At 73.6% G+C, this 16111-nt stretch carries 14 protein-coding genes; 8 read left to right on the top strand and 6 right to left on the bottom strand.

Translation table 11 applies throughout. The annotated features are described in order from the left end of the window. Positions 1-2: 2 nt before the first annotated feature. Together surE and R4Z63_RS01820 are read right to left on the bottom strand one after the other, a co-directional pair. Complete coding sequence (gene surE, locus R4Z63_RS01825; protein ID WP_384444644.1) at positions 3-923, bottom strand: 5'/3'-nucleotidase SurE; 921 nt, start codon at positions 921-923, stop codon at positions 3-5. Positions 924-1122: 199 nt separating this feature from the next. After that, positions 1123-2382, bottom strand: coding sequence for an MFS transporter (locus R4Z63_RS01820; protein ID WP_384444642.1), 1260 nt, complete (start codon positions 2380-2382; stop codon positions 1123-1125). 765 nt (positions 2383-3147) lie between these two features. On the opposite strand from R4Z63_RS01820, the gene R4Z63_RS01815 reads away from it, so the two are divergent. Continuing rightward, positions 3148-4458: a carboxylesterase/lipase family protein gene (locus R4Z63_RS01815; RefSeq protein ID WP_384445006.1), complete on the top strand. Its 1311-nt coding sequence runs from the start codon at positions 3148-3150 to the stop codon at positions 4456-4458. 51 nt (positions 4459-4509) lie between these two features. Next, positions 4510-5517: a LacI family DNA-binding transcriptional regulator gene (locus R4Z63_RS01810; protein WP_384444640.1), complete on the top strand. Its 1008-nt coding sequence runs from the start codon at positions 4510-4512 to the stop codon at positions 5515-5517. Positions 5518-5706: 189 nt separating this feature from the next. Here R4Z63_RS01810 and R4Z63_RS01805 read toward each other — a convergent pair whose 3' ends face one another. Beyond that, positions 5707-6687, bottom strand: a complete 981-nt coding sequence (locus R4Z63_RS01805; protein WP_384444638.1) for an alpha/beta hydrolase fold domain-containing protein — start codon at positions 6685-6687, stop codon at positions 5707-5709. A 230-nt stretch (positions 6688-6917) separates the two neighbouring features. Between R4Z63_RS01805 and R4Z63_RS01800 the strand changes: the two genes are divergently transcribed. The 5 genes from R4Z63_RS01800 (at position 6918) to R4Z63_RS01780 (ending at position 12139) form a co-directional block, all read left to right on the top strand. Further along, complete coding sequence (locus R4Z63_RS01800) at positions 6918-7439, top strand: ATP-binding protein (protein WP_384444637.1); 522 nt, start codon at positions 6918-6920, stop codon at positions 7437-7439. A gap of 68 nt (positions 7440-7507) precedes the next feature. Further along, positions 7508-8347, top strand: coding sequence for an AMP-binding protein (locus tag R4Z63_RS01795; RefSeq protein ID WP_384444635.1), 840 nt, complete (start codon positions 7508-7510; stop codon positions 8345-8347). Beyond that, on the top strand, positions 8344-8553 hold the full coding sequence (locus R4Z63_RS01790) for a hypothetical protein (protein WP_384444633.1): 210 nt from the start codon (positions 8344-8346) through the stop codon (positions 8551-8553). Before R4Z63_RS01795 ends, R4Z63_RS01790 begins: the two co-directional genes overlap by 4 nt. A gap of 620 nt (positions 8554-9173) precedes the next feature. Further along, the gene (locus tag R4Z63_RS01785; protein ID WP_384444631.1) at positions 9174-9743 is read left to right on the top strand and encodes a hypothetical protein; all 570 of its coding nucleotides are present in this window, start codon (positions 9174-9176) and stop codon (positions 9741-9743) included. Between the two features lie 89 nt (positions 9744-9832). Then, the gene (locus tag R4Z63_RS01780; protein WP_384444629.1) at positions 9833-12139 is read left to right on the top strand and encodes a bifunctional polysaccharide deacetylase/glycosyltransferase family 2 protein; all 2307 of its coding nucleotides are present in this window, start codon (positions 9833-9835) and stop codon (positions 12137-12139) included. On the opposite strand, the gene R4Z63_RS01775 is transcribed toward R4Z63_RS01780, so the two are convergent. From R4Z63_RS01775 to R4Z63_RS01765, 3 genes are all read right to left on the bottom strand, one after another. Then, on the bottom strand, positions 12140-12994 hold the full coding sequence (locus R4Z63_RS01775; RefSeq protein WP_384444628.1) for a DMT family transporter: 855 nt from the start codon (positions 12992-12994) through the stop codon (positions 12140-12142). Between the two features lie 105 nt (positions 12995-13099). Continuing rightward, positions 13100-13900, bottom strand: a complete 801-nt coding sequence (locus R4Z63_RS01770; protein ID WP_384444626.1) for an ATP-grasp domain-containing protein — start codon at positions 13898-13900, stop codon at positions 13100-13102. Continuing rightward, positions 13897-14811, bottom strand: coding sequence for an ATP-grasp domain-containing protein (locus R4Z63_RS01765; RefSeq protein WP_384444624.1), 915 nt, complete (start codon positions 14809-14811; stop codon positions 13897-13899). The genes R4Z63_RS01770 and R4Z63_RS01765 overlap by 4 nt, the downstream gene beginning before the upstream one ends. Positions 14812-15160: 349 nt before the next feature. Between R4Z63_RS01765 and R4Z63_RS01760 the strand changes: the two genes are divergently transcribed. Then, a complete protein-coding gene (locus R4Z63_RS01760; RefSeq protein ID WP_037922119.1) occupies positions 15161-15892 on the top strand; it encodes a DUF7873 family protein in 732 nt (243 codons plus the stop codon). Positions 15893-16111 lie beyond the last annotated feature (219 nt).

Genomic DNA, 16111 nt, shown 5'->3' with positions numbered 1-16111 from the left:
TGCTACGGGCGCAGGCCCGCGATGAGGGCGGAGGCTACGGCCCGGTCGGCCGGGCCGGTGTTCCAGTCGGAGTTCATCGGGCTGACGGCGATCCGGCCGGCGTTCACCGCCTCGACGTCGCCGCCCCGGGCCGCGGGCCGCAGGACCACCTTCACGGTTGTCTTCCAGGTGCCGTCCCCCGTGTCGGTGAAGTCCGGTTCCAGGACGGTCTGCGGATCCTGGAAGGTCGCGGACACACCGGTGGCCCTACCCGTGCCGTCCGTGCCGACCACCGGGTGGTTGACGTTCAGGCCGATGCCCTCGGGCAGCAGCGGACCGGACCGGGCGCGCGACCGCAGCCGGTCGATCAGCCCGACCGCGAAGTCGAGGGTCGGCCCCATCGCGTTGACCGTGGTGACCGGGTCGGGAACGGACAGGCCTCCCGTGCTCAGGGCAAGGGCGGGCACGCCGTGCTCCAGCGCGGCGATGGCGCCGCCGACGGTGCCCGAGTGGGTGGCGAGCCCGGCGACGTTCGGCCCGAAGTTGGTTCCGGAGACCACCAGGTCGGGCGCGTTCCCGGCGAACACCTCGGCCAGCCCGAAGGCGACGGAGTCGCCCGGAGTGCCGTCGACGGCCCAGACCTTCGGCTCGGGGTGCTTCACCGTGATCGCGGGCGCGTTGGTCACCTTCGTGCCGGTGCCGCTCTGGTTGGTGAGCGGGGCGACGATCGTGACGTCGTGTCCCGCGGCCGTGAGGCGCTCGAAGGCCCTGCGGATCCCCGGCGCGTCGTAGCCGTCGTCGTTGGTGAGCAGAATCCGCAACGGCCCGCCGGGAGCGGCGGGTGCCGGCGCGGTCTGCGGCACCGCAGCCGCGGGCGCCGTGCCGGCCACGGTCGGCGTGCACAGCAGCAGGGCGGCCAGCGGCAGGAGGTGCTTGCGTCTCACAGGGGCTCCTTCGAAAGGGGTGGGAGGCGGGGGAGCGGACGAGGGCGGGGCGGGAGGGGACCGGCGGGCGCGTGACCCTCGGCACGCGCCCGCGGGAGCAACTCGACCGGTTGTGACCCGTCACGACCGGTCGCGGCCGGTCGCGGCCGGCCCGGAGGAGTCCGGAGCCGTGCGGCGCGGTCCGGCACGGGGCAGGCGGTCAGCGCACGCTGCGGATCGGGAGGATCGCGAGCGCGCCGATCAGCGAGAGCGCCCCGCCGACCAGGAAGAGCGGCGTGTAGCCGCCCAGGGCGGTGACCACCGCCGAGGCGACGAAGGGGGCGATGATCTGCGGTCCCGCGTTCGCGACGTTCAGGACGCCCATGTCGCGGGCGGCGTCCTCGGCCCGGGGCAGGACCAGGGTCACGAGCGCGGTGTCCACGGCCATGAAACAGCCGAAGGCGAGGCCGTTCAGCGCGCTGAAGACGAGCATGCCGGTCCACGTCGGGCTGACCACGGGGACCACCATCACGAGGCCGGCGAGCGCGGCTGACACCCCGACGAACGCCTTGCGACGGTTCCAGCGGTCGGACAGCAGGCCGCCCAGCACGGTGGAGGCGGCCATCGAGACCATCGCCACGGGAGTGAGGACGGCCATCGCGGCAGGCGGGGTGAGGCCCTCGGGCAGCGCGATGTGATCGCTGAGGATGTAGAGCTGGTACCCGACGACCGAGAAGTAGCCGAGCACCATCAGGGCACGCCCGATGAAGGCCCACCGGAAGTCGTGGTGGGTCAAGGACGACAGGAACGCGGCCAGTTGGGCGCGCACGGGTACGGATGCGGGCTGCCGGCCGGCCGTCGTTCCGGTGCGCGGCGCGTCGCGGACGAAGCCGGCGAGCAGCAGCGCGGCCACGGCGACGATCGCACCGAAGACGAGGTAGCCGGTGCGCAGGTGCTCCGCGGTCCGGGAGGCGACGAGCACGCCGACCGTGCCGCCGATCGGCAGGCCCAGCCCGACCAGGGCGGACGCGGTGCCGCGCCGGGCCGCGGGGACCCGGTCGGGAACGATCGCGGTGACCGCGGCCTGGTAGGTGTTCATCGTGGCCTGGATCAGACACCAGCCGATGCCGACGAGCAGGGCGGTGGTCACGCTGCCGAGGAAGGCCAGGCCGGCGAGCGAGGCGAGGGCGCCGCCCAGGATCCAGGGGTTGCGGCGGCCGCTGCGGTCGGAGAGGGCTCCGGCGATCGGGTTGAAGGCGGTCGCGAAGACCGAGCTGATCCCGCCGATCACGCCGAGGACGGCGACCTTGTCATCGGGCGCGATCGCGGCGATCTGTGTGGGCAGCAGAACGGATCCCACGCCCATGTAGACGGCCATCAGCGCGGAGTTGGCGACGAGCAGCAGGAAGAGCAGACCGCGGTGGCGGGCGGGGCCCGGGGGCAGGGGGACGGGTGGATCGACGATGTCGTGCGGGGACATGACGACTCCTCGGGACGGAGCGGGGAGGTGGCGGAGGCGTGCGGGAGGGCGGCGCCGCGCGGTGCGGGCGGGAGGCCGGGCGGAGGGCGGAAGCGGTCGTCACCGGGGGTGGGGTGGGCGAACGCATTCCGGAAGGGCGACGCTGTTGTTACACGTGTCACCAAGTGCGTTGAAGACTGTGTAGCACCCATTTCCGGCCATCGCCAGGTCCTGGACCGGGTTGTTGTGCGGATCGTGACCGCCGCGGCGGCCTGCTGGGGGTGTGCTGCCATGACGTGTAACCACTGCGGTGCGGCCTCCGGGCAGGCGGGGTGCGTCGTAGGGCCTCTCGCTCGCTCGGGGTGCGGCAGGGGCGGCCCCGACCCGCCCTGCCTGAACGGGGCGCCGTCGGACCCGAAGAGATCTTGTGGAAGAGTGACGGGCGCCAAAAGTGCGCCATACCTTCGAGGGGCCACGCCCTCGGTGCGCGGCAGTCGCAGAGAGAAGAGGATCGGCCATGCCCCACTCCCCAGACCAGGACCGGCCGGAGGTTCAGCTCCCCGCGGGGCGGCTGCGCGGCACCGTGGAGGGCGGGGTCTGCGTCTTCCGCGCCGTGCCCTACGCCGCACCGCCGGCCGGCGAGCTGCGCTGGTGCCCCGCGCAGCCGCACCCGGGCTGGACCGGCACGCGCGATGCCGCCGTCGACGGTCCCAGCGCGCCCCAGATGTACACGGACGGCGGTGACCCGGTGCTCGGCGGGCACGGGTCGCCACCCTTCGACGAGGACTGCCTCACGCTCAACGTCTGGACGTCTGGACGCCCGCCGCGGACGACGCCTGCCGTCCGGTGCTCGTGTGGATCCACGGCGGCGGCTTCGTGTCCGGCTCGGGCTCCCTGCCCGGCTACTCCGGCGAGACCTTCGCCCGCGACGGAGATCTTGCCGTCGTGAGCATCAACTACCGCATCGGGCCACTGGGTTACCTCAACCCTGACGACGCCGACGAGAGTTCCAACCTCTGGCTCGGCGACCAAATCGCCGCCCTGCACTGGGTACACGCGCACATCGCCGCCTTCGGCGGGGACCCCGACCGCATCACGGTCGCCGGTCAGTCCGGCGGCGCGCTCTCCACCGCCGCCCTCGCCGGACATCCGCTCGCCCGAGGTCTGATCCGGCGGGTGATCCTGCAGAGCCCGCCCCTTGGACTCGACCTCCCCGACCCCGCCGCCTACCGCGAGCGCACCGCCGCCTACCTGGAACTGGCCGGCGCCGAGAGCGTGGCAGAACTGCGCGCACGGTTCTGGCCCGAGCTGATCGGAGCGGCCGCGGGACTCTTCGCCCGGACCGCGACGTGGGGATACTGGCCGACCCCCTTCCTGCCCGTGGTCGACGGGACGTCCCTGTCGGTCCATCCGGCCCTGGCCCTGCTCGACGCGGCCGCCGCGGACATCGACGTCATGATCGGCTGGACGCGCGAGGAGGCCAACTTCGGCCTCGCCCTCGACGAGGGCTATGCCGCCGCCACCCGTGCGCAGGTCACCGACCGGATCGCCGACACCTTCGGGGCGGAGGCCGCCCCCGACGTCTATGCGGAGTACGCGCGGGCCCGCCCCGGCGCCCGCCCCGTCGACGTCCTCATGGACCTGATCACGGACGAGCTCTTCCGGGTGCCCGCCATCCGCCTGGCCGAGGCCAGGGCCGCGTCGGGCCACCCGGTGTGGGCCTACCAATTCGACCTGCCCACGCCCGCCTGCGAGGGTCGGCTCGGAGCCGCACACTGCCTCGAACTCCCCTTCGTCTTCGACAACTTCGACCAGTGGGCGGGCGCGCCCTTCCTGGCCGGGCTGGATCCCGCCGTTCGCGACGGCCTCGCGTACGTGATGCACCGGGCCTGGATCGCCTTCGTCCGCACCGGCGACCCGAACCATCCGGACCTGCCGCGCTGGCAGCCGTACGGCACCCGGGCGCGCACCATGATGCGCTTCGACGCCGTCGTGACCGCCCTCGACGACCTGGCGGGTGCCTCGCGTCTCCTGCACGGGCCCGCCCGCACGTCTGCGCCAGCCCCCCGATCCCGTGGTGTGACTCGTGTAACCTGAAAGGGAAGGAGCACCAGGGAAACCGGAGCACGAGGAGCGTCGAGGGGCGTCATGGCCAAAGACACACGCGTCCCCGCACCGATCACCAGCGCCGACGTGGCCCGGCTCGCCGGGGTATCGCGCGCCACGGTCTCCTTCGTCCTCAACGACACCCAGGGTCACCGGGTCAGCGCGGGCACCCGGGCCCGAGTGCTCGACGCGGCCAAGCAGCTGGGCTACGTACCGCACGCCGCCGCCCGCTCCCTGCGCGCCGGACGCAGCAACCTCGTCCTGATGCCCGCGTCGATCTCGGCGGCCGGCCGGCTCGTCAGCGACTGGGTCGACGACCTGCACAGCGAACTCGACCGCCTCGGGTACACCGCCGTGCTCCACGCGGGTCGCTTCGGCGATCCCGTCGATGCCGCCCGGGCTTGGGCCGAACTGCGCCCGGCGGCCGTCGTCGCCCTGGACGGCGACCGGTTCACGGCCCCGGCGGCCGACCTGCTGACCCGGGCCGGCGTGCGCGCCCTGCTCGCCTTCGCGTCCCACCCCGTCGACGGCGTGCACACGATCGGCTTCGACCACGCCCGCATCGGCGCCACCGCGGCCGAGCACCTCATCGACCGCGGCCGGACCGCGATCGGCGTGGTCATGCCCCGCGAACGCGGCCTGGGCGCCATGGCCGAGCCGCGCCTCGCGGGCGCCGCGTCGGTGGCCGCCCGGCACCCGGCGACCGTCAGCCCCCTGGAGCTGTCCTACACCAGGGAGTCCGCCCGCGAGCTGGCCCGGCGCTGGCCCAGCCTCGGCCTGGACGCGGTCTTCGCCTACAACGACGAGTACGCCGCGCTGCTGCTCCACGCCTTCCGGGCGGAGGGCGTCCGGGTGCCGGACGAGGTCGCCGTCGTGGGATGCGACGACCTGGTGCTCTCCGCGCTTCAGCAGCCCCCGCTCACCACGGTCCGGCTGGACCTGCCCTCGCCGGCGCGGATCGCGGAGGCCGTGCACGAGCTGGTCGAGACGGGGGCGTCGGCGCCGGTACCCGCCGTGGAAGCCGTACTGGTCCACCGCCAGACCTCCTGAAGCGGCGAGGCGGCCGCGCACGTCCGGGCGCGGGGGTCGTGCGCCACGCGGGGCGCCACCGCGGTGACGCCCCGGCGCGGGCGTCCGCCGCGCCGCTGCCCGGCCGTGGGCGCGCGCCCGTGCGTCACCGGACCGCGCCCGTCCCGCCCGCCGCCGGGCAACGGTCCCCGCGGTGGGCGGGACGGGGTGTCAGGCGCCCGCGCCGAGGTGGCGGGCCAGGAAGGCGACGCTCGCCTCGACGATCGCCGCGATGTCCGGGGAGCCGAGGAAGATGTGGTCCGCGCCCTCCACCGGCTGGAGGGTGACGGCGCCTCCGGCGCCCTCCAGGGCGCGGGCGAGGGCCTCGCTCTGGCTGTACGGCACCAGGCCGTCCCGGGTCCCGTGCACCAGCAGGAAAGGCGGGGGAGGTGTCGAGGCCCGGGCGTAGGCCACCGGGCTTGCGGCCCGCGCCAGATCGGGCCGCTCGGCGGGGGAGGCCCCGAGCAGGGCCGTGTACGGGTCCGGGATCTCCACGCCGGACGGCATCGGCGGCATGGGATGGGCGGCCAGGGCGACCAGGTCGGAGACGCCGTACCAATCGACGACCGCGAGCACACCGGTGTCGCCTGCCCCGACCCCTTGGGTGCCCTCCAGCGCGACGACGTCGTCCGGACTTTCCGCGCGGGGTGCGCCGTCCGCAGGGCCGACGAGGCCGGCGAGCGCGGCCAGGTGACCGCCGGCCGATTCGCCCCAGACGCCGATGCGCTCCGGGTCGATGTCCAGGTCCCCGGCGAAGGCGCGGACGTAGCGGATCGCGGCCTTCACGTCGTGCAACTGGGCCGGGAAGGGTGCTTCGAGGCTGTGCCGGTAGTCGATGGAGACGAGCGCGAGCCCGGCCGCCAGCACCGTCCCGTGCAGCAGCGCCGCCGGTACGGTCGGCGGGGGGTATCGGCGGTCGCCGTCCAGCCAGCCCCCGCCGTGGATCCAGACCACGGCGGGGAACGGCCCTTCGCCGGCGGGCACCTGGACGTCGAGCAGCCGGGGGCGGAAGCCGGGGGTCGTCGCGTAGGTGATCCCGTCGAAGCGGCGCACGCCGTCCGTGCCCGTCACGGGCGTCACGGGGGGCCGGTACGGCGGGGGCGGCCAGGTCATGTCGGCGATGTCGAACGCGGTCGGAGGAGTGTGCGTCATTGCGGCCCTTCCAGATCGGCGGGGGTCCCGGCGGGGTGAGTGCAGGCTTCGCGCTGTTTGTCCGAAATGCTTGCGTGGGCAGCCGGGGGAGGCGTAGCGTGTTACACGTGTAATCAAAGACTCTAGCGACGCGTTTCCGCTGCTGACAAGCCGGGAGATGGTCCGGCATCCAGATCGATGACACGAGTCATCTCGGCGGCCGCGACGCCCACCCCCTCCGGGAGCACGTCATGCTCACCACCACCGGCGCGTCCGCCATGCCCGCGACCCCCGTGATCCGGCGCTTCGACCAATGGGTCGCGGATCCGGACGCCGCGAGTGTTTCGCAGGTCCGGGCCCGTGTGCGCGCCACGCTGAGCGCCTGGGCGGTTCCGCTCGACGTGACGGACGTCCTGCTGCTGGCTGTCAGCGAGCTCGTCGGCAACGTCGTCCGCCATGTGGGCGCGGGTCGGATGCGGGTCGGGGTCGCCTCGGGTGCCGGCTGGTTGCGCCTCGACGTCGCCGATCAGGGGGCCGGACCGCCGCGGCTGCCGGCTCCGCGGGTGGACGCCGACCCGACGTCGGAGGGTGGTCGTGGGCTGCTCATCGTGCAGCTGATGGCGGCCGAGCTGGGCGGTGAACTCTGCCTCGTGGTCGACGAGTTCGGCAAGACGGTCCGCCTGTGCGTCCCTGCTGCCCGAGCAGGGGGGTCGTGCGGCCGTCAGGCCTCGCCCGGCGGCCGCCCTGCGCACCGGAATATCGAGAGATGTTGATGGGCGTCAGATATTCGACATATCTTGCTCCCCGTCTCCCCGCTGCTCCCCGATCGAGGTGCCGCCCCATGGAGCTGTCCCCTTCTGCGCATGCCGACTCCTTCTGCCGAGACCGGCTCCCGCCCGTTGCCCTCTGGCCCGAACTCCACTTCGACCTCACGGAGTTGGATTACCCGGACCGCATCAACTGCGCCGGTCGACTGCTCGACGAAGCCGTCGAGCTGCACGGCCCCGACCGTCCCTGCCTGCTCACCCCCACCGAGCGCTGGACCTACGGCGAACTGCGCCACCGCGCCAACCAGGTCGCCCAGGTCCTCACCCACGACTTCGGCCTCCGGCCCGGCAACCGCGTCCTGCTGCGCGGCCCCAACAACCCCTGGCTCGTCGCCGCGTGGTTCGGCGTCCTGAAGGCCGGAGGGGTCGCCGTCACCACGATGCCGATGCTGCGCACCGGCGAGCTCGCCGAGCTCGCCGGTATCAGCCGGCCCTCGCTGGCCGTCTGCGACCACCGCTACACCGGGGAGCTCGAAGCCCTGGGCCGCTCGGGCGTACGGGAACCCGACGGCCCGCACGGACCCGCCGACCCGGCGGCCGGGCCCGCTCTCCCCGTGCTCGTCTACGGCGGGACCGGCCCGGCGGACCTGACCGCCCTCTGCGCGGCCAAGGACGGCCGGTTCGACACGGTGGCCACCGCCGCGGACGACGTCGCGCTGATCGCCTTCACGTCCGGCACCACCGGCCGGCCGAAGGCGACCCTGCACTTCCACCGCGACGTACTCGCCACCGCCGACACCTTCTCCCGGCACGTCCTGAGGCCGCGCCCGGACGACGTCTTCACCGGCACGCCGCCGAGCTCTCCGACGCCCGGGTCGACGTACTCGGCTACGCCTGCTTGGTCGCCATCATGAGCATGGGCCCGGGCTACCACCGGACCTCCGAACAGCGGTTGCACGCCCGGACGGCCGAGAACGGCGCCCCCGCCCCCGTCGTCACCAGTGCCGGGGCACTCGTCCACGGCCTGCACACCATCGTGCTCACCGGCCCGTACGCGAGGGCCCCGCTGCCCGGAGCGCGGCGGGAACCCGGTTACCGCATGGGAGGAGGCACCGTGTAGTTCGGGACCGAACGGTCCTTCGGGTCGAACGGAGTCGGCTTCCACGTCGGAAGCGGGGGCCGTTCGGGCGCCGGCGGCGGGTTCGTACCCCGGTGCGGGTCCTGCGGAACGGCCGCCGGGCCCGCCGGAGTCCGGGTCGGAGCCGGCCCGCCGGTGGCCGAGGGCGTCGGCTCCGCGGTGGGTGGGGAGGGCTCGCCGGCAGTCGGCTCAGGGGAGAGCTCCGACGGCGAGGGGGATGGGGCGGTTCCCGGAGCCCGGGAGACCGGCCCGTCGCCGTCCGGCCCGCTCGCGCCGCCGGAGCATCCGCCCAGCAGCAGGGCGCCGGCCAGCGCCACCGCCACGGCACCTGCACCCGCACCCGCACCCGTAGAACCCATACCCGTTGCCCCCTTCCCGCACGGCCCGTCCGCCGGGGTTGGGCGATCCTAGCCCAGGCAGGCGCGCGGGATCCTGCCGTGCGCCCCCGGCCCGTTCCGTAACGGACGGAAACGGCCCGGTTCGGGCCCCCTGGAGTGACACCGGCGACGGTTCCAGCGCTGTAGGGCATGGCCGCCCTCCGACGGCCGTGCCCCGTCCCGACCACCGACGCCCCGTCGCCCGAACCCCAGAGGCCACGACGCATGCACCCAGCCCCCGGCGCCCCCGACGAGGACACGATGGAGCTCTTCCTCGGCGACATGGGTGCGGCCCGCCCGGCGCAGGGGCCGCCGGACGCCCTCACCGCAGAGGCCCCCGCATGCGTGGCCAGTCCCGTGTTCGTGGACAGTTCGGGGCGCAGGCAGCGTCGCGTGCGCCGGTGGGGCTGCCTGCTGGTGATACCGGCCGCCGCTTACGTGGTCCTGCTCCTGAGCACCCTGATGGGAGGCCCCACCTTCCCGTCGCCGTTCCTCCCCTCCGCCCAGGCCCCGCACACCCCGGCGCCCGACGAGTCGGCCCCGGCCGGCACGGCAGCCCCGTCCCTCCGGGGGACGGCCCGCCCCGGCGCTCCGGCGACTCCGGCCACCTCGCGATCCAGCGCTCCCGCTCCGGTCGCCAGCCCCGCGGCCAGCAGGGCCGCACCCGTCACCGGACCGGGCCCGACGAAGGCCGCCAGCCGACCGGCGGACCCGGTCCAGCCGTCCTCCAGCGGCCGCGGCCGCTTCAGCACGCCGCCCGGCCAGGGCGGCGGCAAGCCCACCGGCCGGCCCTGAGCCCGCGGGCCGGCGCCGCCCACCCCGCCACGCACCGTCCGCCCCCCGCACTGCACCACCCGACGCAGCAGTCAGGAAGTTCCGCCCTCGTGTCGAAGAACCGCCGTCGCCGATCGCAAGGCCGGCACACCTCCGTACGCAACGTCCCCCTGCGCACCCACTGGCTGCTGCTCACCGTCCTGGTGCTCACCCTCTCGGCGGCGCTGCTCCTCAAGGGCTACACCACGCACCTGTTCGACGCCCGCCCGGACGGGGCTGCCCGGGGGCAGGCGGCCGGGACGTCCGTACCGGCGGCGGTGGGTGCAGGGGGGCCGGTGATCGAGGGGGCGGCCGCCCGAACCGCCACCCCGCCACCTCGCACGATCGCTCTGACCTTCGACGACGGCCCCGACCCCGTCTGGACGCCGCGGATCCTCGACGTGCTGCACCGCCATGACGTGCCCGCGACCTTCTTCACCGTCGGCACCCGCGTCGCCGAGAACCCGGACCTGGCCCGCCGGATCGTCGACGAGGGCCACCAGATCGGCCTGCACGGGTTCACCCACACCGACCTCGGCGCCGCCTCGGCCTGGCGCCGTTCCCTGGAGCTGCGCGAGACGCAACTCGTCATCGCCGGCGCCACCGGGGTCACCACGCCCCTGCTGCGGCCGCCGTACTCCTCCACCAACAAGGCGCTCGGTGACGCCGACTGGGAAGCCGTCGTCCAGGCCGGGACGGAGGGCTACCTGACCGTCCTGACGACCCTGGACAGCCAGGACTGGCGGCGCCCCGGCGTCGAACGGATCGTCGCGGGCGCCACCCCCTCGGACACGGCCGGACAGATCGTGCTGCTCCACGACGGCGGTGGGGACCGCACGCAGACGGTCGCCGCGCTCGAACAGCTGGTACCGCGACTCAAGGCGGCCGGCTGGAAGTTCGCCACTGTGGGCGACGCCGTCGCCCTCCCCGAGGCCGTGCAGAGCGCCGGCACCGCCGACCGGTGGCAGGGCCTGGCACTGATCACCGCGATCGGAACCAGCGACTGGATCCTCGACGCGCTGTCGTGGCTCCTGTGGGCGGCGGGCGCGCTCAGCCTGCTCCGCGCGGCCGCGGTGTTCGTCGCCGCGCGGTGGCACGGGCGGATGCGACGGCGGCCCTGGGGCGCTCCGGTCACCGAGCCGGTGAGCGTCATCGTCCCCGCCTACAACGAGAGCGCCGGCATCGAGGCGGCCGTCCGCTCCCTCCTCGCCTCCGACCACCCGGTCGAGGTCATCGTGGTCGACGACGGCTCCACCGACGGAACGGCCGACCTCGTCGAGGCGCTCCGGCTGCCCGGCGTACGCGTCATCCGGCAGCAGAACGCCGGCAAGCCGGCCGCCCTGAACACGGGCATTGCCGCAGCCTCCTGCAACCTGCTCGTCATGGTCGACGGCGACACCGTCTTCGAACCGGACGCCGTCCGCATGATCGTCCAGCCCTTCGCCCACCGCCGCGTGGGCGCGGTCTCCGGCAATGCCAAGGTGGTCAACCGGGGCGGTCTGCTGGGCCGCTGGCAGCACATCGAGTACGTCGTCGGCTTCAACCTCGACCGCCGCCTGTTCGACCTCGCCGAGTGCATGCCCACCGTCCCCGGTGCCGTCGGCGCGTTCCGCCGCGATGCCCTGCTGAGGGTCGGAGGCGTCAGCGAGGGAACCCTGGCCGAGGACACCGATCTGACCATGGCCCTGTGCCGGGACGGCTGGAGAGTGGTCTACGAGGAGCGCGCCAGGGCTTGGACGGAGGCCCCGGCCACGCTCGGCGCCCTGTGGAAGCAGCGCTACCGGTGGTGCTACGGCACCCTCCAGGCCATGTGGAAGCACCGCGGGGCCCTCGCTCAGCGCGGTCAGGCCGGCAAGCTCGGCCGACGGGGCCTGGTGTACCTCCTGATGTTCCAGGTCCTGCTGCCGCTGCTCGCGCCCGTCGTGGACGTCTTCGCCGTCTACGGCCTGGTCTTCCTCGACCCGCTCCGCATCCTCGGACTGTGGACGGCCTTCCTGCTGCTCCAGGTCCTGATGGGCCTGTACGCCTTCCGCCTGGACGGGGAGCGCCCCGGGCCGCTGTGGAGCCTGCCGCTCCAGCAGTTCGTCTACCGCCAGCTCATGTACCTCGTCGTGATCCAGTCGGTGTTCACCGCCGTCGCAGGCTCACGTCTGCGCTGGCAGCGGATGGAGCGCTACGGCAGTCTCCAGGTGCCGGCCGCCCCGGCCGAACCACACACCCGGCAGCCCCACGCCGATCCGGCCGCCGTGCCGTACGAGGGCCACGAGGGGTACGAGGGCCACGAGGGGTACGAGACGGACCCGGCCTGGGCTTCCCACCCGGCGGTACCGGGCCCGCAGAACCACATCTGGCCCTCGCAGGAGTACCGGGGTCCGTAGTCAGGGCGCGTCCTCCCCGGCTCGGGACAGGGCGAACACCCCGGCGCAGACCAGGGCCACGCCCAGCAGTTGGGGGAGCAGCCACCAGCCCGAGCGGAGGTGTTCCTCATACAGGACGACCCCGAGCGCGATGCTGATGCTCGCGTCGCCGAGGGTCAGGGCGGGCTGCGAGGCGATCAGCGGACCGCCCTGCATGGCGTGTTCGAGCAGCAGGAGGGCGCAGATCCCGCTCGCGCCGAAGGCGTAGGTCTCCCAGGAAGTGAAGAACGCGCCGATGCCCCGCTCGTCGAGGACGTGGACGGAGGACTTCATCAGGGCGGCCGTCAGGGCGTAGCAGACGGCGGTGGCCGCGCCGAGGCAGCCGGCCCGCGAGCGGCCGGGCGGCCGTCGCAGGCCGGCGACGGCGAGCAGGGTGACGACCACCGCGCAGGCCGGCAGCGCCACCGCCCACCGCTCGGCCGGCACATCGGTGCGGTTGCCCGTCGGAGAGGCGGCCACCAGCGCGACCCCGAGTCCCGCCACCACACCTGCCACGGCCAGCCACAGGGCCCCCGGCAGCCGCCGCCGGGTCAGCAGCGAGGCGATCAGCAGCGCGAGCGGCAGCTCCAACACGAACAACGGCTGTACGAGGGCGAGCGCGCCCGTGGCCAGCGCCGCGGCCTGACCTGCCCCGGCCGCGATCACGGCCAGGATGCCCACGACCCACACGGGCCGGCGCAGCAGGTCCAGGACCAGACCGAGGCGGAAGCCCTCGCTCTGTGGCACGGTGAGGGCGGCCCGATGCTGGAGCACGGTGGCCAGCGCGTTGCTGAAGGCCGCGAACAGCGCGAAGAAGACCGGCAGCACGACGCCCATGTCCCGATCCTCACCGGGGACGCCGCCGGTCCGTGCCGAAAAACACCGGGTCGCGGGCGCCGCGGCCCCCGCATTCGCCCGTCCGGACCTGCCGCCCGGCCCGAGTCAGCCGCGGCCGGCCACCGCCCGGCGCAGGGCCAGGGCCGCGAGGGCTTCCGGGGCTCCGGACTGGCCGCGGATCCCGGGGAACGCGTTGACGTCCACGATCAGGGGGGTACCGCCGCCGGTGTCGATGATGTCCACTCCGTAGACGTCCAGCGCGAACACCGCTCCGACCCGGCGTACCAGATCGGCCCAGCCGGCGGGCAGTTCCTCCGGGGCCAGCGGGCGGGTCGGGCCGCGTCCCCCGGGGGAGAGTTCGGACCGGCGCAGGGCGGAGAAGACCCGGTCGCCGATGGCCCACAGCTTGTGGTCCCAGCCGTTGTTGGGAGCGTACTCCTGCACCACGACCGGCTCCTGGGGCCAGTCCCGGGCCAACTCCCGCAGCCGCGCGGCGTCATCGGCGCGGGCGACGAGGTCGCCGCGCCGGCTGAGCAGGCTCTTGACCACCACGGGGGCGGACGGCCGCGCCTCGCGCGCCCACGTCCCCAGGGCGCCGACGGTACGGGTCCCGGCGAACGGCAGACCGGCGCGCAGGGCGAGCCCGGCCATCTCCCTCCGGTCCTGGCACAGCGCCGTGGCCGCCGCCGTGTTGACCACCGGCGCTCCCCGGCGCTCCAAGTACCGGGCGAGCCCCAGCGCGTGCGGGGTGCGTGACTTCAGCAGGTACACGTCGGCCAGGGGAAGCGGCACGTCCCCGAGGGTGACCGGATCGAGTGCCTCGACCTCGTGCTCGGCGGCGAGCAGCGCGGTGGTGTCCGCCAGCAGCGGATGTCCTGGCTCCGGGGTGATCAGGCCGATCTTCATACGGAGTCACCCGCCGGGGCGGGGATCTGCGCCGAGGCCTGGGCCGGGATCGACAGGGGGAGCGTGTGCGGCAGCGTCACGGGCGCTGCCGGCGCCGGACCTCCGGCCCGCGCCAGATCCAGTACGGCACGGGCCACCCGCGCCGCCGCGTCTGGCACCTGCCGGAAGCTCGGGAAGTCGTTGACGTCGACGACCACCGGGCCGTCGGGACCCAGCAGCACGTCCACCCCGTACAGGTCCAGTCCGTACGCGGCACCCACCTGCGCGGCGATCGCGGCCACCTCCGCCGACAGCGGCACGCGGCGCTCGCGCACCGACGGATCGGGGTGCAGCGGGGAACAGCGCTCGGTCGCGAACAGCTCCCCGCCGACCGCGTAGACCTTGATGTCCGTACCGGAGTTGGGTACGTACGGCTGGGCGATGAGCATGCCCTCGCCCGCGAGGACGGGCAGCAGCGTCTCCAGTGCCTCGGGCGAGGACACCAGGTGCACGGCCCGGCCGGAGCTGCCGTCGGCGGGCTTGACGACGAGCGGGTACTCGGCTGCCGGAATCTCCCCGAGCAATTCGGGGCGGGCGACGGCGTATGTGGGCGGCAGCGGGAGCCCGCGGCCGTGTCCGATGGCTGCGGCCAGCGCCTTGTCCCGTACGCCGCGGATGGACCGGGCGTCGTTGACGGTGGTCAGCCCGGCCGCGGCGGCGCTCTCCAACAGGGTCAACCCCGGGCCGCCCGACACCGTCTTGAGGACCCAGGCGTCGTGGGCGCCCGCGTCCACCACCTCGGTCATGCGCAGCAGCGAGCCGCCCGGCCGCACGACGTCCACGCGGTGCCCCCACGCGGTCAGCTGCCCGATCACCTCGTTCGGCATACCGTCGTGGCGGTAGTCCTCCTCCACCAGGAAGCAGAGCCTCATCGACCTTCCCCAAAATTCCCGGACGTCCGCCGAATCCGCCCGGCGAGTTGTGACGTCACAGGATGTCATGGACCGCAATGTGATGATCGGTCCGCCTGTGGGTTCCGCCCACCGGAGCGCTCGCGGCGGGCGTCCGACGTCCGGGAGCGGCACCTGCACAACGCCGCGACACGGCAGCCCCGTTCCCGCCGGCGGGGATCGGCCGCCTGCTCGGCGCTCGGGATCCGGGGACCGCCGCGCAGCCGGCCGACTCCGCTCTCCCGCTCGGGAACGAGCACCGGATCCGGGCCGGGCACCGACGCCGGAAAACCGCGTGAATCATCGGACAGGAGGCTGTTAGGTTCATCGCGTGCCGAAGCTGAATCAGATCATCGCAGTCGAAAAGGGCGTCAAGTCCAAGTCCCTCCAGGAGCTGACCCAGGCTCACCACGACGTGCAGAAGCCCGCCCTGCTGGCCGGCATCTCGCGGACGTACCAGCCCAAGGACGAGGAGGGTGAGCAACTGCCGCCCGAGTCCACCCGGGTGCAGGTCAAGGCGGAGGACGTGCTGCGCGCGACGGCCGGGACGCTGACGCGGCTCTTCGACGTGACGGCCACCAAGGACTGGGCGAACCGCACCGCGGCCGCCGACGTGGTCGTCGACGGCAACGTCCTGCTCGCCCAGGTTCCCGTGCCGTACCTGCTCTTCCTGGAGAAGCAGCTCACGGACCTGCACACCTTCGTGCGGAAGTTGCCGGTGTTGGACGCTTCGGAATCCTGGAACCTGGACCCGTCCACGGACGCCTGGAAGACGGACCCGGTGCGCACGATCCGCACCAGGAAGGTGCCGCGCAACCACGTCAAGGCCGAGGCCACCGAGAAGCACCCGGCCCAGGTCGAGGTGTACTACGAGGACGTGCCGGTCGGCTACTGGACGACCGTGAAGTTCTCCGGCGCGCTGCCCGCCCGGCGGGTCAACGAGCTCCTCGACCGGGTCGAGAAGCTCCAGCAGGCCGTCAAGTTCGCCCGTGAGGAGGCCAACGGCGCCGAGGTCACCGACCAGCGGGTCGGGGACGCGGTGTTCGGCTACCTCTTCAGGTAGCCGTCGAGAACCCCTCCCGCATGTCTGCGGGAGGTGCGCGAGAGCGCAAGCTGAAACTGATGTTGAAGCTGAAACAGGGGTGTCAGTTGGGGGTTCGAATCCCTCCCCCGGCATTGCGTGCCGGGGTGGCCCAAGCCGGTAGAGGCGGCCCCTTGAATCTCAGACTATCGCTCCAGTCTCAGTATTCGCCGCCGAACACCGGATCGACCGGGTGCGGAC

The organism is Streptomyces sp. PL-29, assembly GCF_058344425.1.
Note: the sequence above shows the minus strand (reverse complement) of the source record. Positions and strands in the feature narration are given on the sequence as shown.

Bases quoted from the DNA above. Each gene is read 5' to 3' on its own strand.
- R4Z63_RS01820 (WP_384444642.1), bottom strand. From the start codon at position 2,382: ATGTCCCCGCACGACATCGTCGATCCACCCGTCCCCCTGCCCCCGGGC.
- R4Z63_RS01810 (WP_384444640.1), top strand. From the start codon at position 4,510: ATGGCCAAAGACACACGCGTCCCCGCACCGATCACCAGCGCCGACGTG.
- R4Z63_RS01805 (WP_384444638.1), bottom strand. From the start codon at position 6,687: ATGACGCACACTCCTCCGACCGCGTTCGACATCGCCGACATGACCTGG.
- R4Z63_RS01800 (WP_384444637.1), top strand. From the start codon at position 6,918: ATGCTCACCACCACCGGCGCGTCCGCCATGCCCGCGACCCCCGTGATC.
- R4Z63_RS01795 (WP_384444635.1), top strand. From the start codon at position 7,508: ATGGAGCTGTCCCCTTCTGCGCATGCCGACTCCTTCTGCCGAGACCGG.
- R4Z63_RS01790 (WP_384444633.1), top strand. From the start codon at position 8,344: ATGAGCATGGGCCCGGGCTACCACCGGACCTCCGAACAGCGGTTGCAC.
- R4Z63_RS01785 (WP_384444631.1), top strand. From the start codon at position 9,174: ATGCACCCAGCCCCCGGCGCCCCCGACGAGGACACGATGGAGCTCTTC.
- R4Z63_RS01775 (WP_384444628.1), bottom strand. From the start codon at position 12,994: ATGGGCGTCGTGCTGCCGGTCTTCTTCGCGCTGTTCGCGGCCTTCAGC.
- R4Z63_RS01770 (WP_384444626.1), bottom strand. From the start codon at position 13,900: ATGAAGATCGGCCTGATCACCCCGGAGCCAGGACATCCGCTGCTGGCG.
- R4Z63_RS01765 (WP_384444624.1), bottom strand. From the start codon at position 14,811: ATGAGGCTCTGCTTCCTGGTGGAGGAGGACTACCGCCACGACGGTATG.